Below are 23,740 nucleotides of genomic sequence, written 5' to 3'. Positions count from 1 at the left end.
GCCTTAATATTCACTTTTCTCTCGAACGAAGCGCGCAAACTTTGGTTTTCCGTTTTGAGTAAAACCATTGTAGCGAAAGGTAATACGGCTGCCGATCTCAGGCGGTGCGAGCCTCATTTGGTCACTGAATCCACTACCAATATAGAATTCAACGCCCTCTTCTGTGTGGACTAAGACAGAACCCATCATCCCTTTATACTTCCCTGTCCCGCCTTTGTAGCCAATAACCGTGGCTTCTGCATCGTGATGTCTTTTCAGCTTTAATAAATCATTACTTCGGCCTGCTTGATAACGACTGGTGATTTTTCTAAGCATCAAACCTTCACCATTACGTTCATCGACATTGTCTAATTGATAAAACAGAGCTTCTTCATTGTGAATAGGCACATGTTCGATGTAGCTGACATGAGGTTCATCAATCATACTTACCCAATGCAAAATGTTGTAATAGCGCTTTTGATAATCACCTGCAGCTCCTGGCATATCAAACAGCATTAAATCTATTTGGCGCCATGCTACGTCGCTAGGCGTATGATCCAGGACGGTAGATTGGACCAAATGGAATTTGCCTCTTCCTGCCCACAGTTCCCCTTCAAGATGTACTTTAGGCAAATTTTCTGTAAACCACTTCGGTGAGTAAATGCGATTCCCATTTCGAGTATAAAGATGTTCTCCATCCCAAAGAGCGCGAATCCCATCTAGTTTTTCACTCTTCCAGTATTGGGAAACATCAATGCCTTGTTGGTATGTATTAGCCAGCACCAAATGGTCAGGTGGTAAATAGGATGAGTGAGAAGAAAGCGAACACGCCCATAAAGTTGCTATCGCCAATTTAGTTAATCTCATCATCTGCTCCGTATTGATATCTGTAGTGGTCAACAAATGCCTTTAATCCTAAGCGTTCTGATGCGTAGGTAGACAACCTTTGTTAGAAGATGCGATCCACACGCCAACCTTATTTAACTTTCAATTTCATTCATATAATTAATGACTTATGGATCTCAAATGTTCACCCGTTTTTAGTTCTCATATTGAGAAACTGACTTTTTCAATATGAGATAAAGATTAGCCAATTCATTAAGCTGTTGAAAAATAACAATATAAAAGTTGGCACATTCAGTGCAATTGTTCATACATACTCAAAAGGAGATATCGCTATGGAACTACGTAAGATTGATTTGAACACAACCACACTGACACTTTCTATTTTTGGTAATTTAGATGCAGCGGGCAGCCGTGATGCTCAGACCGATATTGATGATGTAATCTCAAACGATGGTCATCCAGAGATCGAAGTTGATTTCAGCCAAGTAGAGTTTTTGGATTCATCGGGTGTTGGCGCAATTGTTTACATGTTCAAACGCCTAACTGAACGCGAACGCAATATGCGACTTGAAAATGTGACTGGTCAGCCTCTTGAAATTATGAACCTACTACGTATTGGCCACGCTATCCCAGTAAATTCAAAAAATCCTGCAAATTCATGAAGATCCACTAAGCTAGAAGTAACAAAACATAATAATAAAAAGTAAAAACATAGGACGTTGGCATGAAAATACTGAAAAATCACATAGCCCTTTCTCTGTCTGCTCTGGTTCTAGGTGGCTGTACTAGCTACCCTGAACAAGGCACAGGCGGTTTGGCTGAAAGTTATGATTCCATCAATTATCAAAATTCTGACTTTTCTCCTGTCATGCCAGACGAGCCTCTTGGTCCTGAGCATGGATTGCGTTTTGATTGGCAACTGGCTAAGTTACATCTTGATGCCTTGATTCAAGAAGGCGCTCGTTGGTGCTTCCCCGCTGCTGTTGTACAAGCGATAGAGAAGCAAAATCGTATCGCTCGTGAACTACAAGGTGGCCTACTTCTAGATGCGGCCAACGATCTAGTCATACAAAGAAAACGCCTAAACGAACTTGAAGTCCAACTCGATTACGTAACCTCACAAGCTCGCTGTGAGCCACCAAAAAATGAAAACCAATTTAGAATGCAATTGTCGGTTATCGAACAATTGTATGACCTGCTTAATGTTGATAACCAATTCGCTGCAAACTCTATTGAAGTAAATCCTAAATACATGGGAAGACTTGCAGAGGCGACAACTTTATTGAAAGAACATAAATCTCTAGACTTAGTTGTTACAGGCCATGCTGATGCTGCGGGTGCTGAGGGGTATAACGATAAATTGGCACTTGGACGGGCTAAACAAGTTGAACGCTATCTTACTATTTTTGGTTTGGGTGCTCAGCGAATCAAAGCAGTATCTGTTGGTGAAACTGTCCCTCTTTTTGAAGGCGAATCAGACGGTACTCGTTTAACTAACCGTCGAGTTAGTATCGAGGTTATCTCCCCTAAAAATGCCGAGAAAATGGGAGGTGGATTATGAAATCATTGATCGCTTTTATCATCACCCTGTCGTTATTCGTTTCGAACGTCGTAAGTGCTAACGAAGAGTTTTCAGATGCGGTTCAAGTCGGCGATCTTATCCAAGTTAACGTGCCCGGAGAAAGCACTCTAAATACTGGGTTTCAAGTTGATAAACGAGGCCGTATTACCCTTCCTGAAGTGGGTGCAGTATTCGTGGCAGGTTACGACAGTGAGCAGCTAAACAAAGTCGTTCTAGAGTCACTAGCTACCGCTTATAAAGACCTTTCGAACGCTTCTGTGTATGTAAAAGAACAACAAATCATCATCTACGTTCAGGGTTATGTAGAACAGCCTGGCGAATACACGCTGGCATTGGGTTCTAGCATCCAAATGGCGCTTTATGCTGCGGGTGGATTGCGCCCGGGAGCACAATTGGACAAATTGATTCTTAAGCGAGGCGCTGACAAGAAAGAGTTTAACTACAAACGATTCCTTGATTCAGGCGATGAGTCAACATTACCTATTCTGCAATCACTGGATTCGCTGTTTGTTCCTGCATCTCCACTTGTTGGTAACATCGAGCAAGAATTCGATGCTGCGAAGCTTGCTAACTCTGGTGATAGTGCTGATTCTCGCAACTCTATTAAAGTGTTCGGTGAGGTAAACGCACCGGGCTCATTCACTTATAAAGAGAGCACTGACCTTGTCGACGTATTAATGCGTTCAGGCGGTGTGACTCGTTATGCGAGTGTTGAACAAATCCGAGTGATTTCAAACAACACCCCTACGTTATTTAACCTTAAACGTTACTTAGATTCTGGTGACGAAAGCCTACTCCCTAACTTACGCCCAGGCGCGACCATTTTTGTGCCGAAGCAAGAAGAAGAGATCAAATCTGGCGCTAATATGGTTTACGTAATGGGTGAAGTTGCGGCTCCCGGTGCTTTTGAAGGAAAAAGAGACGCAACTTTCATGGACATCCTTGCTAACGCTGGCGGTCCGACTCGATTTGCTGAGTCACGACAAATACGTGTCATTAAAGCAGATGGTCGAGTGCTTAAATTCGATTTAGCGGCTTACACAGAAGGTCTGCCTAACTCTAACCCTCCGAGCATTAAAGCAGGTGACGCGATTTTCGTTCCTGAGAAAACCGATATGAACGAAAAGTCTTGGTTGAAGATTGCGCCAGACAGAGCGGTTAACGTCATTGGTGAAGTAAACCGACCTGGACGTATCGAATGGTCAGATGAAATGAACTTCATGGGACTATTGGCTCACGTTGGCGGCCCTACACTACGCGCTGATACATCAAAAATTGAAGTTGTGACAGGTAGGAAGTTAGTTGTGTTTAATCTTGATGATTTCATCAGAAATGGCGCGCCTCGAGATCTGATGCCGCAAATTCGCGCAGGCTCTATCGTCCGTGTTCACGACTTACCACAAGATCCTTCAGACAATAAATCTCAATGGGTACGTCAAAGCTCTGATGCTTCGATATACATCTTTGGGCAAGTTAATGCGCCGGGTCGTTACCGTTTCACTAAAGACATGCACTTTCTAGACATTTTGTCTGCGGCAGACGGTCCTACTAAGGATGCTGACATACACAACGTTCGTGTAACGCACCGTGATAAAACCTACTCTAAAGTAAGCAAACTCAATTTATCGCTGTACTTTGAAACCGGTGATGAATCACTACTGCCAAACGTAACCACTGGTGACACCATTTATATCCCAGAGAAAGGTAAAAACTGGCTAGATACACCGAAAGAAGAAACCGTTCGTGTACTTGGTGCGATTAACAATCCGGGTCGTTATGTATTCAACGACAACATGACCATCCTAGATATCTTGGCAGAAGCGGCAGGCCCTACTGACAATGCTTACGTAGAGAAAATCACCATCGTAAACATGTCTTGCTGCCAAGGCCAAGCCCGTACTTTCGACCTTGTTGAATTCAGCAAAACAGCTAACATTTACAACCTACCTGTGCTACGCGCTGGTGATACCATTTATATCCCAGACCGTCGTGAAAGCTTTATTGAGAAAGCACGTGTCGGACTAGATGACATACTACGTATTACGACCACCATCGTACTAATAGGAGCTTTATAATGACTATTTCAGCGACCCATGCCGAAGTCGAGCAGCTCTATTTAGCTTCTGAACTTAACGGCCACAAATCAATTTGTGTGACGGCTTGTCATTCAGGTGACGGGGTAACGTCTGTTGCGGCAGCATTAGCGGAACGTTTCCTTCTTGCTGGTCATTCTACGCTTTATGTTGACCTCAACTTATACAACCCAGCTTTCAAAGATTTGAACATGTTAGAAGACAATCAACAGGGACAATTAATAGAACATGTTGAGTCTCATCGTTTATTCATTGGTGTACCAGCCCCTCAAGTGGCATCAACGCAGCTCGCTTATAAAGATCCGACAACGCTACAAAACGTAGTGAAGAAATGGTTAGAGAAATACGATAGAGTCATCATCGACACCTCACCGCTTCTCAATATAAATAAAGGGAATATCCCCGCGCAATCTGTTGCGAGTGCCTGTGACAGCACATTGATGGTTATCGCCTATGGTGAAACGTCGAGTCACCACTTAGAGCAAGCGAAAAAACTGCTTGATGCACAAAGCATCAACCTAATGGGCAGTGTAATGAACATGAAACAAACACCTAGCTTTGCACAAGACTTGGTAAGACAAATCAATCGAATGAAATTCCTTCCAACTAAACTTCGCGATAGCTTGACAAATAAGCTGTATCAAAATGAGTTTTTAAACCTGCCAATGTAACTTTTCTCTTCCACTATAGGTTTCTTGTACAGCTATAACTTTTCTGTGCCGTTTTATGGCTGTCATTGATACCAAGACAGCCTGCTATTTTATTAGAACTCGATCTTAGCCTTCCAGAACTAAATTGGGTGTTTTTGGCGAAATTATTGTTAAAAATACGATTTTAAAAACCATTCAACGCATTTCACACACGTCAATTATGGTCTTACCACCTTTAAATCCCTTCAAAAATCAACAGCCCCATGCCTAACTTTAGCGGTAATGTGACACAGACGGTTAAAGTGCCATGTAAAATGCATCAAAGATGGAATTCGTACGATTATTCCCTAAGATTATAACTAGAGGTGGTTTTTGACGAATTTGTAATAGTTTGACAAAGTTATCCGATGGCTGTTGAAACACAGTGGATGAATTGGCAAATCACACTTCACAGACTTTGCACGTTTATCTATTCAAACTTCACCCATCCCTCCTTCTGCTCAAATGGTTCAAATACACGGAAAGGATCACCATCGAGCAATTTAGATAATCAATTTACCTTGGTTACCTTAGTTGTATTATTAAAGAGAAAGGAAACTCAATATGAAATACAAGTTAAGCTCCGTATTTTTGTTAGTAGCAGCAGCCAGCGGTAATGCTAACGCTGGAGAATGTGGCAGCGTAACAATCGCAGATATGAACTGGAACTCTGCAACACTGATCGCCAATATTGACCAATTCATCCTAGAACATGGTTATGGGTGTGATGCCGAACTTATCCCTGGCGATACGATGCCAACTGGCACATCTATGATCGAAAAAGGCCAGCCCGATGTCGCCCCTGAACTTTGGAGCAACAGCTTAAAAGACGCATTAGATAAGGGTGTTGCAGAAAAACGTCTTCGCTACGCAGGTAAAGCACTTGTGAACGGCGGCGAAGAAGGTTTTTGGGTTCCGGCTTACCTAGTTAAACAGTACCCTGAAATCGCAACTATTGAAGGCGTGCGCAAGAACGCTAGCTTATTCAAACACCCTGAAGATCCAGATACATCTGCATTCTACAGCTGTCCAGCAGGCTGGAACTGTCAGATCAGCGCTGGAAACTTGTTTAATGCTCTTGAGTTAGAAAACAGTGGTTTTACCATTGTTGACCCTGGTTCGAGTGCCGGCTTATCTGGCTCTATCGCAAAAGCTTATGAACGTGAAGAAGCTTGGTTTGGTTACTACTGGGCACCAACCGCTGTTCTAGGTAAATACGACATGGTTAAAGTTGATTTTGGAAGTGGCGTTAATGAGGAAGAGTTCCTTAACTGTACCACCAAAGAAGATTGCGACTCACCTAAAGCAACCATGTACCCGCCTTCACCTGTCCACACTATTACTACTGAGAGTTTTGCATCACGTGCACCTGAAGCTTATGACTACTTTACTAAACGTGGTTTCACTAACGAAAAAATGAACTCACTTCTTGCATGGATGGAAGACAACCAAGCTGATGGTGAAGAAGCGAGTATTCATTTCTTGAGTGAATTCCCGGAAGTATGGCACCCATGGGTTTCTCAAGAAGTCGCTAAGAAAGTTGAAGCTGAGCTTTAATTTCAGCATTCCAATAGTGGCAGTATTTTGATACTCACTGCGCACTAAGCATTACGCTTCAATAATACGGAAATAACGTCGCTATACTTGATGTTATTCATGATTCGGAGCCCTTTTCATTGGTGAACACCTCATCGCATGAACAAGTGGCTCCGAACTATAAGGATATAAAATGGCTGACAGCAATTGGTTATCAAGCTTTCCAGAGATGGAACGCGCTGATTTACGAACCATAAAAAAGACGCTAGATGGCGCATACCGTGAATTCTCTCGTGAATACGGTGAAATGATTGAATCTCTATTTGACCCTCTTCTCTCATTCCTTGTTTGGTTTGAAAAACTTCTTATCTCAACCCCTTGGATTATCGTCCTCGCAGTGTGTACAAGCCTTGTCTACGCCGCGAGCCGTTCTTGGAAGTTGGCTTTGGGTTGTGTGGTTTCCCTGCTCCTTATTGGTTATTTCGGAATGTGGGAAGACACCATGCGGACACTCAGTATTATCACAGTATGTACCTTGGTTTCGATATTCCTAGGCATTCCAATTGGCATCGCGATGGCACGTTCAAATCGAGCTCAATCAATCGTTACGCCTATGCTTGATATTATGCAGACCATGCCGGCATTCGTTTACTTGATCCCAGTCGTGATGCTACTCGGAATCGGTAAAATTCCAGGGCTGATCGCCGTGGTTATCTACGCTATCCCACCAGTGATTCGTTTAACCAACCTCGGAATACGCTTAGTCGATAAAGAAGTACTAGAAGCCGCTACTGCCTTTGGTGCTAGCAAGAAACAACGTTTATGGGGTGTTCAACTTCCTCTAGCGATGCCAACTATCATGGCGGGTATCAACCAAACCATCATGATGGCACTGTCTATGGTGGTCATTGCCTCTATGATCGGTGTTAAAGGCTTAGGCCAACCGGTTCTTAAATCTATTACCAACCAATACTTCACATTAGGCCTGATGAATGGTTTTGCCATTGTTGCCCTCGCGATCCTTTTTGACCGAGCTTCACAAGCTTACGCGAGAAGAACCAATGCGCACCTTGGAGGATTCAAGCATGACTAAACCATTGATTGAAATTAGTGGTCTATACAAAGTGTTTGGACCAAAACCTTTATCTGTTATGGATCGAGTTCAGAACGGTGACCAAAAAGACGACATATTGGCAGATACCGGGCACACCGTCGGTTTGAAAGAGATTAACCTTGAGATTAACCGTGGTGAAATCTTCGTTATCATGGGGCTTTCTGGTTCAGGGAAGTCCACTTTGATTCGCCACTTCAACCGTTTAATTGACCCAACTCAAGGGAAGATCATGGTTGAAGGCATCGATGTTATGAGCCTGAATACCAAGCAATTAGAAGAGTTCCGTCGCCATAAAATGTCGATGGTATTTCAACGCTTTGGGTTAATGCCTCATCGCACTGTGGTAGAAAACGTTGCGTACGGGTTGGAAGTACAAGGCATCAAAAAAGAAGACCGTTTAGCAAAAGCCAATGAATGGTTAGAAACAGTGGGGTTGAAAGGATACGGTAAGCAATATCCTGCTCAGCTTTCTGGCGGTCAACAACAACGTGTAGGGCTTTCTCGTGCACTGTGTACTAACGCAGAAATATTGTTAATGGATGAAGCGTTTTCTGCGCTCGACCCTTTGATTCGAAGTGAAATGCAAGATCAACTCATTGAACTGCAGGAGAAACTTCATAAGACGATTGTTTTCATCACCCATGATTTGGACGAAGCACTCCGCCTTGGTGATCGAATCGCAATCTTGAAAGATGGCGAGTTGATACAACAAGGTACGCCACATGAAATTCTACTGAATCCAGCCGATGACTATGTAGAGGCGTTCGTTAAAGACGTAAACCGTGCTCGTGCATTGACGGTTGAAACGGTTATGCAGCCCCCTCTTTATCGAATCACCTCAGAAACGATTGAAGGTGCTTTGGCACAAATGAAGATGCTGAAAAACGACTACGCTTACCACGTAACGGACGAAGGCTATCAAGGTTTAGTGACTCAAGAGAGCCTACAAGATGCGGTTGAAGATGCCTCTGTCCACGACTTCAGCGACGAGATTTACGAAGAGGTACCTGCTGTTTTACCTGATGCGGTAATTGAAGAAGTACTTCCAGACACTATGTCCTGTGACTACTCCCTTCCAGTTGTCGACGAAGAAGGCAATCTAAAGGGTGAATTAGAGAGAAGCGCCGTTGCAGATATCTTCTCTGAAAGTAGCGAGGAAGAAGTTGAAGTCGACCCAAAGCCAAAAATTGATAAAGCTTCTTAGTTCCATTCGTCGTTATTTTAATCTGATACAAATCTCTTAATATGATCTAAGGCCACTGTTGTTATCTAACCTCAGTGGTCTTTTTTATGCGTATCGCCCGAGTTTTCTCATGCACTCTATGCGCACTTTACGCTTTATAGGCACCTAAGTTTATATTTAATAAGAGAAAACAGCGTTAAATCAGTTCGTTAGGTTTGTCACAAACATAGTGACAACACGGGTGATAAGGCATTTAATTGCTCTATTTATACGGCAAGCAGTTGAAATTATTCTAGAAAATGACTAAAACTTAATAGGGGCTGTTGACCTTTCGAGCTGGGTTTTGCAGCATCTTGTGGAAAATTAATACAAGGAAGAGGCTTTGACGTGTAGCTGGCCTACATGAAAAGTCTCTAACGCAGTAGAAATGAACCACAAGGGCTGCCCGAAGGGTTCGAGCTAGGCGCCCCCACAAAAATCGTTTTATGCTTTGTTGAAGAATATTTGCTTAGAATGACTAGGCTACATACTCTTCGCCGCACCTAAAACGATTTTATCTCGAACAAAACTTAACCACGAAAGGTCAACAGCCCCTTTACTCACGGATATTAGGCTCAAAAAAGGACTTAGTTTGATGAATTCCACTTTAACGTCAGACACACCTGCAGATCTAAACTCACAAGAAGTTAACCGGCTTGTTGATGAAAGCGTTCTGGAGCAAATGATTCGAGATACAAGTGCGGAGATTATCCCGATCTTGATCGACCATTATGTCGAAGAATCACAAACACGATTGGTTGCTATAAAAGAAGCGGCCAATCAAAAAGACGCTCAAACACTTGAATTTGAGGTCCACACGCTCGGAAGCACAGCGCTATCACTAGGTAACCGTCCCTTGGGTGAGTTATCTCGCGATCTAGAAAAACAATGTTTAGAACAGTCTCATGATGCCGCATTTCTTCAAGTTGAAGAATTACTTGAACTCGCCGAACGTTCAATCAAAGCCTTACTTGAAAGAAAAGAGGCAGGGTTCAACTAGTTTGGGATGTTCATCATGGGTCAGGTTAAAAACTCAACATAGTGGTTATTAATACACTTACCGTTATTAATGGATTTATCGATTTATCGTTAAGATACGTTCCATCATGACTAACAACGCGAGAAAGTACACCGATAGCTTCTTAACAGATTGCATGCGGTAGATAACAAAAACACAAAACTCGTATTGATGGATACATACCACTATGTTATTGATTGGTTAGGATAAAGTTTCAAAAGGAATACACAATGCGCCCTAAGGTATTGTTAGTTGAAGACTCCACCTCACTCGCCGTACTCTACAAGCAGTACGTAAAAGACGAGCCTTACGATATTTTCCACGTCGAAACTGGCGCGGAAGCTAAAACCTTCATTGAAAGACATTCACCACAGCTTGTTATTCTCGATCTTAAGCTACCCGATATGCCAGGTGAAGAAGTATTAGATTGGATTAGCGAGAATGAAATACCAACCGCCGTCGTCATAGCAACAGCACATGGATCAGTAAACATTGCTGTAGACCTCATCCAGCGCGGTGCGGAAGATTTCTTAGAAAAACCGATTCAAGCCGATCGACTTAAGACCTCTGTTCGATTGCATTTAAAACGAGCTAAGCTAGAGAATCTCGTTGATGACATGCAAAGTAAGTTTGATCGTGACCGCTTTCATAATTTCATCGGCTCTTGCCTACCCATGCAAGCGGTTTACAAGATCATTGACTCTGTAGCGCCCACCACTGCTAGCGTGTTTATCAATGGCGAAAGTGGTACGGGTAAAGAAGTGTGTGCGGAAGCGATTCACCAAGAGAGTCAGCGTAACAGCAAACCTTTTGTAGCCATTAACTGTGGCGCCATCCCACGAGACTTGATGGAGAGTGAAATCTTCGGTCACGTTAAAGGAGCGTTTACCGGTGCAACAACCGACCGTAAAGGTGCTGCAATGCAAGCGCATGGAGGCACCCTATTTCTCGATGAGCTTTGTGAAATGGAATTGGAGATGCAGAAGAAGCTCCTGCGATTTTTGCAAACGGGTACTTTTACTCCACTCGGTGGTAATCGAGAGATTAAAGTTGATATCAGAATTATCTGTGCAACCAACCGTGACCCCCTAGTTGAGGTAGAAGAAGGGCGTTTTAGAGAAGACCTTTACTATCGTGTTCATGTTGTTCCTATCGAGATGCCACCGCTTCGTGAACGAGGAAGTGACATTGTCACCCTATCCAATCACTTCTTGAAGCTGTACGCGAAGCAAGACAAGAAGAAGTTCAAATCAATAGACAAAGAAACGCAGAATCTACTCAAACGTTATGCTTGGCCAGGCAACGTACGTCAGTTGCAAAACATCATCCGCAACATCGTGGTGTTGAACAATGAAACGAGCGTGACCAAAGACATGTTACCGCCTCCGATTAATAAGGTGGACGTTGCGACACCATCGAAATCAGTGACGCCAATTCGAGTAGCGGCGCCCCAAACTGCTGTTGTGGAAGCACCGGAAGCTAAATTGTCACCTATTACTCCGGAAGAGTTGGAACAATCGTCAGTTGTTCCCGCTAACAACAACCAGATAACGCCCGTATTTACAACAAGCCAAGGTGCTATTCGTCCGATGTGGCAAATAGAACGTGAAGCGATTCAACACGCGATCAATTATTGCGACGGAAATGTGTTAAACGCAGCTGTGTTGTTAGAACTTAGCCCTTCTACTGTTTACCGTAAGAAACAGGCTTGGGAATCGGAAGATGAGTACAATCAAGCCTAACCATGGTGTACTCAATGTAAACCTTCATGAGGTTTGGCTGTTAATCGACAGCCAAACTTTTGGAGGTATAGAAACGCATGTTTTAGAATTAGCACAAGGCCTGATATCTGAAAGCAAACAGTATTCAGATGCTGTTCGAATCGTTCTGTTGACCAAATTTTCCCCTCAAGCGATCATCGTTGAAAAGTTGAATGCGCTGAACATCCCTTTTAGTTACCTCTCCGATTTAGCCTCATGCTCTGCAGATATAAGCGGCAACAGCGCGACACAGCTTAAAAGTGCTGTCCAACATTATCAGCCCAGACTTATACATGCTCATGGTTATAAAGCCAGTTTGGTCAGCAAGCTAATAAAGCTCCCACCTCGTTTAAACAACACCAAACAAATCACCACTTATCACGCAGGTGAAACCCCAACAGGAAAGGTGTGGTTCTATGACTGGCTCGACCGTTACAGCAGCTTCCTTTCGGATCAATCTCTTGTAGTCAGTGAGAAGATTAAGGCGAAAGTGCCGAGTAAAACCCATCAATTGAATAACTTTGTCAAAGTTCCGACCGGATTAACACATACTCCTTCATCAAGCTCATTCCATGTCGGCTTTGTCGGAAGGCTTAGCCACGAAAAAGCGCCTGATCGATTTGTCGCATTAGCTAAACAGTTTCCCGAGGTTCAGTTTGAACTTTATGGCGACGGGCCCGAAATGGAGGCTTTAGTTAAATCGCAGCCTGATAATGTTACCTTTCATGGGCATCAGACCAATATGGATGATATCTGGAGCCAAATCGATCTATTAATCATCCCTTCCCGCTTCGAAGGCTTGCCGATGGCAGCATTAGAAGCCATGATTCGCGGCATCCCCGTTCTCGCCACCTCCGTTGGTAACTTACCTCAACTCATCGAACATCAAGTTAATGGCTACCTCGCCCATTCTGAATCTGATTCAGAAATATTATTAATACTAGAACAGCATTTATCCTCGTGGATGTCATTGACGAGCGAACAACGTGACTCTCTCAAGAGTAACGCGATAGAAACCGTCAAAAACCAATATTCGCCACAAGCTGTTGTGCCGCAGTTGTTGGAAATCTATCAACTCGACCGCTAATACTGTTAGTTATAATCGATATCAGTTATAAGCGCTATTAGTTATAAACGCTAATGGTAATAAAGAACTGATCGCAGTAAATACCCGTTTATTTTAGATTGACGATTTAGCCGTTCTAGCCAGTTTTATACTGACTCTCAAAATGACAACCCTCAACTCAAGATTAAAGCCTGAACCAACAATAAATAATTAAATCAATTAGTTATAGTGGATTTATAACTGGCACTTGCTTTGCAATCTTTAACATCAGGCGTCAATGCGACTATCAAATGTATAACGACAGCGAGCTGCCATGAATAGTTTACTTAGTAATCGAGGTTACAATGATCACCCACGACACAAATAGATTACCGATCATCATAACGATCAGCGTCTTGTGCGTTGGACTTGGTATTGTTTGGTACTTTGTGCCGCACCCTGCTGTTATTGTTGCGCTAGCACTTCTTCCTCTTGCTGGTATGTTTGTCATTAACAAGACCTTTTGGATGGTGATACTGTTCGTAGTCTTTTCATTTTTCCGAATCCACGAAGCGATACCCCTGCTCTATTCGTTAAAAATACCGCTATTACTCTCGTTAGGCGCCCTTTCCGCTTTGCTCTGGCACGCTTTCATCAGCAAAGAGCTTAAAATATTCTGGCATCCTACATTAAACTGGCTTGCCATATTTTGGGCCCTCGTCTTTATCGGTCTGATCTTTGCGTCTAACCGTTCAATAGCAATCGCTGAGTTTAAAGGTGTGTATTGGAAAATAATGGTGATGACACTCGCTATTGTGTGGCTAGTAAACAGCGTCGAAAACTTAGCAAAGACATCGACGATCATAATGATGTCGGGTTCGTTAGTCGCACTTATTGCAATCAATAACTCAATAAATGGTATCGGATTAGTAGAAGGGTCACGTGTCACTATTGGCCGTGATTTTGGCTCGATGCTAGGAGACCCAAATGATTTGGCCTTGGTTCTTTTGTTCCCACTCGCGTTTGCGCTCAGTCAGACGACCACACAAGGCATTCATACTTTAAAACGTTTATTGAGTATTGGTGTCGCTGTATTGTTACTTGCTGCTATCGTTGCAACCCAAAGCCGTGGTGGATTACTTGGTGCGCTAGCAGTGGTCGGTATTTTTGCGTTAAAAGTAATACGTTCAAAATCACTGTTGATCACTTTGGGCGTTATCGGAGCGATTGGCCTTTACTTTGTCGCTGGAATTTCAGACCGAGTATCAGGTGGCGCAGCTGAACAAGGGGTCGATGAATCAGCAATGGGTCGGATTTACGCGTGGGAAGCCGCGTTTAAAATGGCACTGGATAATCCTTTAACCGGAGTCGGCCTGGACAATTTCTTTTCTAACTACTTCTTCTACAGTTCCCATTGGGATGGTTTAAACCATGCGGTTCACAGCACCTGGTTTGGCGTGCTCGCTGAAACCGGCTTTCTAGGGTTGATTATCTTTTTGATATTGATTGGCTCACTGGTCAAAACAATACGCTCGACGCTCAAACAACTTTCAGAGACGGCCAACGCAATCGACCCAAACCTGAATGCTGCAGCTTACGCCGTATATGCCGGATTAATTGGCACCATCGTTTCGGGTACCTTCCTGACACAAGGCTTTAACTGGCCTATTTATATTCTTTCCGCATTAATTGTCGCTGTTGCGAATATATCTCATACTGCTTGTCAAAATGATAAAATCTAAAATCGATTTTTTAACTAACTGAAAATTATAACTTTATTAGATGGCACAATATATGAAAGTACTTCTATATAACAAAAAAGAGGATTTTCATTATGACGTCAGTAACTATTCATCAATTCAAACATTGGCTTAAGTTTCATCCTAATTCTCGAATTAGAAATGTGTTTTTCATTTTGAAAGACATCAGAAGCATAGAGCTACCTACCCCTCAAGTGCTGAATCGCTGCCTGTACCAAGCACATAAGCTTGTCGTAAATTTGGTTTCTGGCTTTACTCGATTCTTCTACTGGACACCTGCGTTCAAAGGACGTGTCGCTCAATGTGGCAAGCGCCTGTACTTATACGGTGGTCTTCCTTTTGTCAGCGGTCCGGTACAAATCACAATTGGCGATAACTGTCGCATCTCTGGCCACACCACGTTTTCAGGCTGCACGCAGCCATTGGAAGGCTTAGAACACCCACTGCTGACGATTGGTAACAATGTCGACATCGGCTGGCAGTCAACTATCGCGGTTGGAGGTAAAGTGGTTATCTCTGACAACGTACGCATCGCAGGTGGTGCATTCTTGTTTGGATATTCTGGACACCCACTTGATGCAAAACGTCGAGCACTAGGTGAAGGCGATGACCCTCAGCAAATCAGCGACATCATTCTCGAACAAGATGTATGGCTAGGCACCAATGTTACCGTCAAAGGTGGCGTAACCATCGGCGAAGGCGCAGTAATAGCCGCAGGCAGCGTGGTAACAAAGAACATACCTGCCTTTGCCATCGCAGGTGGTAACCCAGCTCGAGTTGTTGGTCAGATTAAATCCGTTGAAGTGACAGAATCCGATGTATTCGACTCGTTAGAGACTCATGGAGGTGACCATGCGTGATTTAATCGTGTTTGGTGAAGACTTCGGCGGCCTACCTTCATCGACTCAACACTTAGTTCGCCACTTGGCTAAACAACACAAAGTCTTATGGGTTAACTCTATTGGTCTAAGACAACCGAAACTGTCCGCTAAAGATGCAACACGAGCGTTCAACAAGTTGTTCGGCAAAACCAAAGCCGTGACTCAAAACATGCTCGACTCTGAGGGACACGACAACATTACAATCGTTAACTTAAAGACCATTCCTGCGCCTGCTTCTAAATTATCGAGAAAACTGGCTCAGCAAATGATGTTACGTCAATTGACGCCAGTTATTGCTGAACTAAAACTTCATAGACCTATTCTATGGACTTCACTTCCGACGGCTGTCGACCTATGTGGCCATCTTGGTGAGTCAGCGGTTGTTTATTACTGCGGGGATGACTTTAGCGCACTCGCGGGCGTTGACCACAAAATTGTTGCACAGCACGAATTGGAATTAATTGAAAAATCAGATCTGATTTTCGCTGCAAGTGAAAAGCTGATGGGCAAGTTCCCTAGTGAAAAAGCTCAACTCTTACCACATGGTGTCGATGTCGGTCTATTTTCTACACCAGTACCAAGAGCACATGATTTGCCAAGTAACCATCGTCCAATTGCGGGCTTTTATGGCAGCCTATCTAAGTGGCTTGATTATGAAATGATTGGTCATGTTGCGAATACGATGCCGGAATGGGATTTTGTTTTCATTGGTCCGAATGAGCTCGATACGCTCATGCTACCGAAATTAGATAACGTACATTACCTTGGGCCTCGTCCACATCACACATTGCCAAGTTATTCTCAGCACTGGGATGTGAGCCTATTACCGTTTGTTGATAACGAGCAGATCCGAGCTTGCAGCCCACTCAAACTAATGGAATACCTTGCGGCTGGCACGCCAATTATTACAACACCGTTCCCTGCTTTGGTTCCATATCAAGAGCACGTAACAACTGTCGGAAGTGCAAACCAAATGATTTGGGCGCTTGACCATGCACGCCAACTGCGCAATTCACCTATCTCTGTCGTCGAACAAGACAGCTGGCAGAACCGCGGTAACTTCGTACATTGGATGTTGGAGCTATTATGAATAATCTAAAAATGCGTTTGCTTGTTATCATCAATGCTATGTGGCGCCAACGATATGTCATATTAGTGCCTATTCTTATTTTGCCTTTTGTCGGTTTTGGCGTAAGCAAACTTGCTCCAACAAAGTATGACGCACACACCAGTATGTTGATTCAAGAAACGGCTAAAATGAATCCATTCTTGGAAGACATCGCCGTTTCTACCATGCTTAAAGACCGCCTAAATGCTTTGAGAACATTGCTTCACAGTCGACATGTTCTTTACTCTGTAGCGGAAGAGCTTGAACTGACCACGCCAGATATGTCTGAAGTAGAGAAACAAGAAATTATCACTGACCTGTCTCAGCGTTTATCAGTAACACAACTCGGAAAAGATTTTCTTAAAATTAGTTTAACGTCAAACACGCCAGATGGAATGGAAGCCATGCTTCGTTCAGTAAGTGAGCATTTCGTTGAGCAGTTGTTGGCCCCTGAACGTTCTTCGATCGAAGACTCGAGCAACTTTTTACAAATTCATATAGATAAGCGCAGTGCTGAACTTGAAGTAGCTGAAGAAGCCCTTGCCTTATACATGAATGAAAATGTCCATTCGACGCCTGAGGTACAGAGCCAAAGTCTCAATCGTTTAGCATCTTTAAAGCAAAGCCTTGCTGAAAAAGACGCTGAATTGTCGGGTGTAAAAAAGAGCTTAGGTTCAATCGACCAACAACTTTCAAGAACCAATCCAGTGATAGGCAAACTCGAAGATCAAATCATTGATATTAGAAGCGACCTTACCTTGCTACAGGCAAAATACACAGACCAACACAGTGCTGTGCAAGCCAAGGTACGCGAACTAGACAGACTTGAAAACGAAAGAAAAATGCTACTGGATGTAAAACAACCAACCATGAATAGCGACAAACTGTGGGACATTGCAAGCAGCACGACTCTGAACAAACTATCGGATACTCAACCGCTTTTAGTGACCCAGTTACACAGCTTACAACTGGTTCGTGCCCGTTATGAGTCTTTGACAGAAGAGACCAAAAGCCTTCGTACAATGATCTTTGAACTAGAACAAAAGGCTAATAACTTTGGCGAAAATGCAAAAGAAATGTACCGCCTTCAACGTCAAGTTAATATCAAGCGTCAGCTATACGATGAACTGACAGAACGTTATGAAATGGCTCAGCTAACGGGTTCGTTGGGCGTGTTCGAGCAAAACAAACGGGTGAAGATTATCGATTTACCCTTCACGCCTAGTATCAAATCTAACATACCTTCTTTTGTGTTTGTTTTGGCTGGTTTCGTTGCAGGTATCGGCCTTGGAATTGGACTAGCGATACTGTTTGAGCTGTTCGATTCAACAATCAAGCGTAAAGACGAAATCGAGGACATCTTAGGTGTTCCCGTGATTACCGTAATCCCTAAAATGAGTTAATGAGCTCTATAAAATCAAAGCTTAACTTAGATTTATTTCCTTTCAGCAAACGCCAACATTTGATTGGCGTTTTTCTTGTTTAAAGATCCAACAATTAATCCCACTGTCTATTTCCACAAGTACCACTGTCTAATTCCCCAAACACCAACATTCAAACTGCAATTCACTCATATTTTGTTTTGATTCCCATTTTGAGAAATGAAAACCACCCTTGGGCTGCACTCCATAACCTTATGATAATTAATAACTATTTATTTGGCACAACTCCTGCAGACTCCTTGTGTAGTCAAACGTTTTAAAGAAGCCACTTCTAGGTAAACGTCAGAAAAGCGAAACAAGATTAACCAAAGCAGGGACCAAATTATGAATAACCAGATAACAAAGCATGGCAAGAAGATCATACACGTTGTTCAACACCTTGCTCCGGGCGGATTAGAAACGCTAACGTTAGATTTGCTGCGCCTTGCTAAGCCAACAGATCAAGTGTTGATTGTCAGTTTAGAAGGAACAAAACAAGACTCGATCAACAATTGGCCTAAATTGGAGCAGTATCAAAATCAAATCGTCTTTTTGGATAAAGCGCCAGGCGTACAATTCAACGTCATCATCAAACTCATTAAAGCATTCAACTCGATTCGACCAGATGTGGTTCACACCCACCACATTGGTCCCCTACTTTATGCAGGCTATGCGGCTCGCGTCACCGGTGTTCCAACTCGAATTCATACTGAACATGATGCTTGGCATTTGAAAAACAACAAACGTCGTCGCCTACAAGCACTAGCGTTAAAGGCGGCCCAACCTACATTGGTTGCCGACGCAACACGTGTTTACAATCAACTGCGTAGTGCCTTTTCATACAAAAACATAATCACGATTAAAAACGGCGTGGATTGTGAGAAGTTCAAACCGATGTCAAAAGCAGACGCGAGAACAAAGCTCAAACTACCGACCGACAAACACATCGTAGGTTGTGCTGGTCGTTTAGAACACGTGAAAGGTCAAGATCAGCTGATTAAAGCACTTGCTCTACTTCCATCTAACACCGTTGTTGCATTGGCAGGCGATGGTTCAAAACGCAAGCAATTGGAACAGCTCACTAGTCGCTTAAATCTCAGTGACCGCGTCATCTTCCTTGGCCTCGTCGAGGACATGACCACCTTTTACGGCGCGTTAGACACCTTCTGTCTACCTTCTCGTCATGAGGGCCTTCCTCTTTCTACACTCGAAGCTCAAGCTTGTAACGTTCCAACTGTCGCGATGAACGTCGGTGCGGTTGACGAAACCTTATGTCCAATCAGCGGAACTCTAGTTAAAAGCGGCAGCATTGCGGGATTAGCCAGTGCGCTATTAGAAAAACAAAATGAACGCTTTTTGTCACCTCGTCGTTACGTACTCGACAACTTCGACATTGTGAAAATGGTTGCCTCATACAACGATATTTCAGAAGGAGTTTGCGCATGATCGACTGGTTGCTTGCAGGTCTTTGCTTATTCTCTGGTGCGCTGATTGTCTACCATCACGCCGCCTATCCACTGTTACTGCGCTGGTACGCTAAAAGTCACCCCGCGCGTCAAATTGAAGAGAGTCATCGTTGTTACAAAGACGAACAACAAGATTGCACACTACCGAGCATTACTATTCTTGTACCTGCGTTTAATGAAGAGCAATGGATAGCAGACAAGATTCGCAACCTCTCAGCATTAGACTATCCAAAAAAGAAACTGCAAGTGATCATCGCTTGTGATGGCTGCACTGATAACACGGTAGAAATTGCTCAAATGGCGATTCAAGAAGCGATGTGCAGCGATATCTATTTCGAGATACATGACCACAAGGTCAACCGAGGAAAAGTTGCCGTTATCAATGAAGAAGTGACAAATATAAACAGCGACATCACGGCGTTAAGTGATGTGTCAGCCCTTATTTCATTGGATGCACTACTTATTGCAGCTGCTCATTTTGAAAGTGACAAGGTTGGTGTGGTCAATGCAACATATCAGCTTTGTCCAACAGGGAACGAAGGAGAAAACACCTACTGGAAGTACCAAACCGCCGTTAAAGAGTCAGAGGCTTCGTTAGGCTCTAGCTTAGGTTCTCATGGCGCGTTCTACTTGTTCAGAACCCATTTGTTTGAACTACTTCCTCTAAATACCATTAACGATGATTTCATCCTACCGATGCAAATCGTTAAACAAGGTTACATTGCAGAATACGAAACACAAATGGTCGCATTAGAGCTAGAGGAATCAAACCTAGAAACTGACTTCAAAAGAAGACTTCGTATTTCAGCGGGCAACATGCAACAAGCGATTCGATTGTTTGGCTTGTTCAGCCCGAAGTTCAAAGGTATCGCATTTGCGTTCTTCTCTGGAAAAGGACTTCGCCTACTCACTCCATATTTAATGATTGTGTGCTTGGTGTGCTCAATCTTACTTAGCGACTACTTGGTGTTTGAAGCCTTGTTATGGGCTCAAGTTGCCGTTTATACCATTGGCGTACTTGGCTGCATATTGCCAAAGCGTCTACTTAACAAACCTATTTCACTAATTTCATATTTGATAGTTGGACACTATGCCAACTTCATTGGTGGCATTCGTTACCTAATCGGACTAGAAAATTCACCTTGGACACGAGCGAATCATTAAGGACTTATTATGACCAATATTGAACAGCTATCTACTCAAAACCTATACCAATACAAAATCTCGCGAGCTAAGCGTACTTTCGATTTCGTGAGCTCACTGATTGCTTTGATTTTGTTAGCGCCGGTATTTCCATTGATTGCGATGGCCATAGCGCTTACTTCTCGTGGTCCTATTTTCTACCGTCAACTGCGTGTTGGTAAATCTACACCAGAGAAAATGGAGATCTTTGAAATTATGAAGTTTCGTAGTATGTATGAAGATGCAGAAACTCGCTCTGGTGCCGTTTGGGCAACGGCGAATGACCCAAGAATTACGCCAGTTGGCCGCTTCTTAAGAAAGACACGTCTTGATGAGCTTCCACAACTTTTTAATGTATTAAAAGGCGAAATGTCTCTTATTGGCCCACGCCCTGAACGCCCTACTTTTTACACCAAACTAGAGAACGAAATCCCTTACTTTGCCGATCGTACATACGGTGTAATGCCTGGCATAACGGGCCTAGCACAAGTTAATCAAGGTTATGATACGTGTATTGACGATGTACGTCGTAAAGTCGGCTTTGACCACAGCTACGCACTGAGTCTATGTTCTGTAAAATCTTGGATTGCGGCGGACTTAAGCATTATTACGAAAACGATTGTTGTTATGGTTGATGGACGCGGTCGTTAACCCTAACGATATGTGTATCTTTAGAGCTCACAAATCTTCAGAGCACGTTCGCCTTGAGAAGCATTAGTATCGAAAAGCGCTAGTATTGATAGTTATAAGTATCTGGAAACAGAAGTGTCGGGAAACAAAAGCATCGAAAAACATAAGTATTGAGACGCTCCCCCTAGGCAATAGTTGATTCAAATCCAACCACGACCGATGAGTACACAATTACTCATCGGTTTTTTCGATTTTATATACCATTTGGTATACGATACGTGCCAATCATTCCAAATCCACAATCCAAGCCGTTCATCATTATGAAAATCGAAGACCTAAAACTATTTACTACCGTTGTTGAGCTTGGCAGTTTTACCGCCGCTGCTAATGCACTCGATCTGCCAAGAGCAAATGTAAGTCGACGAATTAATGATTTAGAGAAAACGCTCAACATCCAACTTTTCTTCCGTACAACTCGTAGCTTATCCGTGACTAAGTCTGGCGAGCTCTACTATGACGAGCTGTTAAAGGCGTTGGGTGCGTTAGATAAAGCAAATCGCATGGCTTCAAACTTACTCGAAGTCCCTCATGGGCGTGTGAAAATTGGTTTACTTCCTGAAACCAGCGACATGCTTCAAGATACGCTCTTCCAGTTTCAAGATATGTACCCGGACATTGAACTGGACGTGCGCAGCATCAACAACGGCTTTCTCGACATGTACCGACAAGGGCTTGATCTTGCTATGCATGGCGGGCGTTTAAGTGACTCTAACGTAGTAGCGCGTAAGATGATGGACTTACAACGTATTTTTGTTGCGACTCCTGAATACATTGAGAAATCAGGGCAACCTTCAAACCTCGAAGAACTCTCTAAATTCCCATTTGTTTGCTTCCGTTGGCCAAGTGGTGACGTAGACAAGGAATGGGCAATATCCGATCAAGTGATTAAAGTCGAACCTTCTATCGTCAGCGATAGCATTGGTTTCGTTAAAGGTGCATCTACACGGCACCGAGGCATCGCTCTATTGCCTGAAATAATGGTGAGACAAGAGCTCAAAGACGGCTCTTTGATCAACCTTTTTCCTACCGATACCATTCAAAAAGAAGAAGCATGGCTGTTGTACCCACAACGTAAAGCATTGAGTCATGCAAGCCAATTATTGATTGATTTCTTGTTACAAGAACTGCCAAATATTTAATTATTGTCTCGAATATCGTGACAGTGTTTTACCGTTTACGCTGATTATCTCTTGCTAACATCTCGATAGAATTACTCCATAAATTTTTAGGAGCAATTCATGATGTCTATCTATCGCTACTCCCTACTTGCTGCAACTCTTCTGCCTCTTATCGGTTGCAACCAATCAGTTGCTACTGCGCCCGCACCAACCAAGGAAGAGCGTCCTATTCAAGTCATCCAACTTGAACCATTAGCGAATCAAACACAGAAATCATTTACCGGCAAATTGCAATCTTCTGAAACCGCGGGGGTAGCATTCCGCGTTCCTGGCACTATCCAAAGCATATTGGTTTCTACGGGTGACACTGTAATTAAGGGCCAACCTTTAGCAGAGCTTGATCCGCACGATTATCAAGTCGCGTTAGAAGAGTTACAAGCGCGTGCATTAGAAGCGAAATCAGCACACAAACTGGCTAAAGCTGAACTCGCACGCGTACAACAAGCAATTGATGATAACGCGATTGCCGACGTGAATCTCGATCGAGCAATCAGTGGTTATGAACGCAGTGAAGCGGCTGTAAAAGTCGTAGAACAAAATATCCGTCGAGCTAAAGACTCTATTCGTTACACCCAGCTACTCGCGCCTTTCGACGGTATTGTGGCATCTTCAAACTTCGACCAATACGAGCAAGTTTTACCGGGTGTTTCTGTCTTTACTATTCACAACCCAGAACAATTAGAAGTTAAAATTGACGTTCCTGAAAACCTTATTCATCAATTCAGCCCACAGCAACAATCACACATTAGCTGGTACGGTTCACAACAAGACCTAACGGCTTACGCGACCGAAATTTCAACGCAACCTCATCCTATCAAACAAACGTATTCGGTAACGTATCGCTTGGCACCTTTGGACACTGACAAAGCAACGGGTAACCTTTTACCGGGTAAAGCCGTGACCTTATCTACGCATTTAGGAGAACGTTCTAACAACTTCTGCTTGCCTTACTCCGCCATTGTTAACCAATCCGGGATCGAACAAGTGTTCACTGTTGAAAATGAACAGGCGCAAGGCGTTATGGTTAATGTCGTATCACTAAATAAAGATACCGCGTGCGTAGAATCTACGTTGAAAAAGGGTGACTACGTTGTCGTCAGCGGTTCTCAATACGTGATCGAAGGCCAACATTTCTCCAATATCCAAGTTAAGACCCTGTAGGAAACCATG

20 protein-coding genes are annotated in these 23,740 nt (G+C 43.3%); 19 read left to right on the top strand and 1 reads right to left on the bottom strand.

The genetic code is table 11. From position 1 onward, the window contains the following. Positions 1-3: 3 nt before the first annotated feature. On the bottom strand, positions 4-846 hold the full coding sequence (locus BCU75_RS20185) for a DNA ligase (RefSeq protein ID WP_102474890.1): 843 nt from the start codon (positions 844-846) through the stop codon (positions 4-6). 311 nt (positions 847-1,157) lie between these two features. Here BCU75_RS20185 and BCU75_RS20180 point away from each other — a divergent pair, with 311 nt between their 5' ends. The 19 genes from BCU75_RS20180 to BCU75_RS20090 all read left to right on the top strand — a co-directional run bounded on the left by BCU75_RS20180 (position 1,158) and on the right by BCU75_RS20090 (position 23,731). Next, entirely contained in the window at positions 1,158-1,487 is a 330-nt protein-coding gene (locus tag BCU75_RS20180; RefSeq protein WP_076678406.1) for an STAS domain-containing protein, read from the top strand. A 62-nt stretch (positions 1,488-1,549) separates the two neighbouring features. Continuing rightward, positions 1,550-2,386, top strand: coding sequence for an OmpA family protein (locus BCU75_RS20175; RefSeq protein WP_102467286.1), 837 nt, complete (start codon positions 1,550-1,552; stop codon positions 2,384-2,386). Beyond that, complete coding sequence (locus tag BCU75_RS20170) at positions 2,383-4,482, top strand: SLBB domain-containing protein (RefSeq protein ID WP_076678404.1); 2,100 nt, start codon at positions 2,383-2,385, stop codon at positions 4,480-4,482. The genes BCU75_RS20175 and BCU75_RS20170 overlap by 4 nt, the downstream gene beginning before the upstream one ends. After that, complete coding sequence (locus BCU75_RS20165; RefSeq protein ID WP_102474889.1) at positions 4,482-5,171, top strand: tyrosine-protein kinase family protein; 690 nt, start codon at positions 4,482-4,484, stop codon at positions 5,169-5,171. Before BCU75_RS20170 ends, BCU75_RS20165 begins: the two co-directional genes overlap by 1 nt. 582 nt (positions 5,172-5,753) lie before the next feature. Then, the gene (locus BCU75_RS20160; RefSeq protein ID WP_102474888.1) at positions 5,754-6,746 is read left to right on the top strand and encodes an ABC transporter substrate-binding protein; all 993 of its coding nucleotides are present in this window, start codon (positions 5,754-5,756) and stop codon (positions 6,744-6,746) included. A 172-nt stretch (positions 6,747-6,918) separates the two neighbouring features. Next, a complete protein-coding gene (locus BCU75_RS20155) occupies positions 6,919-7,818 on the top strand; it encodes an ABC transporter permease (RefSeq protein ID WP_076678401.1) in 900 nt (299 codons plus the stop codon). Continuing rightward, positions 7,811-9,043, top strand: coding sequence for a quaternary amine ABC transporter ATP-binding protein (locus BCU75_RS20150; RefSeq protein ID WP_102467289.1), 1,233 nt, complete (start codon positions 7,811-7,813; stop codon positions 9,041-9,043). Before BCU75_RS20155 ends, BCU75_RS20150 begins: the two co-directional genes overlap by 8 nt. A 613-nt stretch (positions 9,044-9,656) precedes the next feature. Continuing rightward, positions 9,657-10,061, top strand: a complete 405-nt coding sequence (locus BCU75_RS20145; RefSeq protein WP_102474887.1) for an Hpt domain-containing protein — start codon at positions 9,657-9,659, stop codon at positions 10,059-10,061. 248 nt (positions 10,062-10,309) lie between these two features. Next, positions 10,310-11,821, top strand: a complete 1,512-nt coding sequence (locus BCU75_RS20140; RefSeq protein WP_102474886.1) for a sigma-54-dependent transcriptional regulator — start codon at positions 10,310-10,312, stop codon at positions 11,819-11,821. Then, positions 11,802-12,926 carry a glycosyltransferase family 4 protein gene (locus tag BCU75_RS20135; RefSeq protein ID WP_102474885.1) on the top strand — a complete coding sequence of 375 codons (1,125 nt, stop codon included), beginning with the start codon at positions 11,802-11,804 and terminating at the stop codon, positions 12,924-12,926. The genes BCU75_RS20140 and BCU75_RS20135 overlap by 20 nt, the downstream gene beginning before the upstream one ends. Positions 12,927-13,249: 323 nt before the next feature. Next, complete coding sequence (locus tag BCU75_RS20130) at positions 13,250-14,626, top strand: O-antigen ligase family protein (protein ID WP_102474884.1); 1,377 nt, start codon at positions 13,250-13,252, stop codon at positions 14,624-14,626. A 92-nt stretch (positions 14,627-14,718) separates the two neighbouring features. Continuing rightward, positions 14,719-15,504 (top strand): acyltransferase, encoded by a 786-nt coding sequence (locus tag BCU75_RS20125; RefSeq protein WP_102467294.1) that lies wholly within the window; start codon positions 14,719-14,721, stop codon positions 15,502-15,504. Further along, on the top strand, positions 15,497-16,615 hold the full coding sequence (locus BCU75_RS20120) for a glycosyltransferase (protein ID WP_102474883.1): 1,119 nt from the start codon (positions 15,497-15,499) through the stop codon (positions 16,613-16,615). Before BCU75_RS20125 ends, BCU75_RS20120 begins: the two co-directional genes overlap by 8 nt. Beyond that, positions 16,612-18,036 carry a GumC family protein gene (locus BCU75_RS20115; RefSeq protein WP_076678393.1) on the top strand — a complete coding sequence of 475 codons (1,425 nt, stop codon included), beginning with the start codon at positions 16,612-16,614 and terminating at the stop codon, positions 18,034-18,036. The genes BCU75_RS20120 and BCU75_RS20115 overlap by 4 nt, the downstream gene beginning before the upstream one ends. A 363-nt stretch (positions 18,037-18,399) precedes the next feature. Beyond that, positions 18,400-19,500, top strand: a complete 1,101-nt coding sequence (locus BCU75_RS20110) for a glycosyltransferase (RefSeq protein ID WP_102474882.1) — start codon at positions 18,400-18,402, stop codon at positions 19,498-19,500. Next, the gene (locus BCU75_RS20105; protein WP_076678391.1) at positions 19,497-20,684 is read left to right on the top strand and encodes a glycosyltransferase family 2 protein; all 1,188 of its coding nucleotides are present in this window, start codon (positions 19,497-19,499) and stop codon (positions 20,682-20,684) included. The genes BCU75_RS20110 and BCU75_RS20105 overlap by 4 nt, the downstream gene beginning before the upstream one ends. Positions 20,685-20,693: 9 nt before the next feature. Next, complete coding sequence (locus BCU75_RS20100) at positions 20,694-21,353, top strand: sugar transferase (RefSeq protein ID WP_102464500.1); 660 nt, start codon at positions 20,694-20,696, stop codon at positions 21,351-21,353. Between the two features lie 299 nt (positions 21,354-21,652). Then, complete coding sequence (locus BCU75_RS20095) at positions 21,653-22,531, top strand: LysR family transcriptional regulator (protein ID WP_076678455.1); 879 nt, start codon at positions 21,653-21,655, stop codon at positions 22,529-22,531. A 99-nt stretch (positions 22,532-22,630) separates the two neighbouring features. Next, positions 22,631-23,731, top strand: a complete 1,101-nt coding sequence (locus tag BCU75_RS20090; protein WP_102474881.1) for an efflux RND transporter periplasmic adaptor subunit — start codon at positions 22,631-22,633, stop codon at positions 23,729-23,731. Positions 23,732-23,740 lie beyond the last annotated feature (9 nt).

The sequence above is a fragment of the Vibrio splendidus genome, from assembly GCF_002873455.1.
Lineage (GTDB): Bacteria > Pseudomonadota > Gammaproteobacteria > Enterobacterales > Vibrionaceae > Vibrio > Vibrio splendidus_J.
Note: the sequence above shows the minus strand (reverse complement) of the source record. Positions and strands in the feature narration are given on the sequence as shown.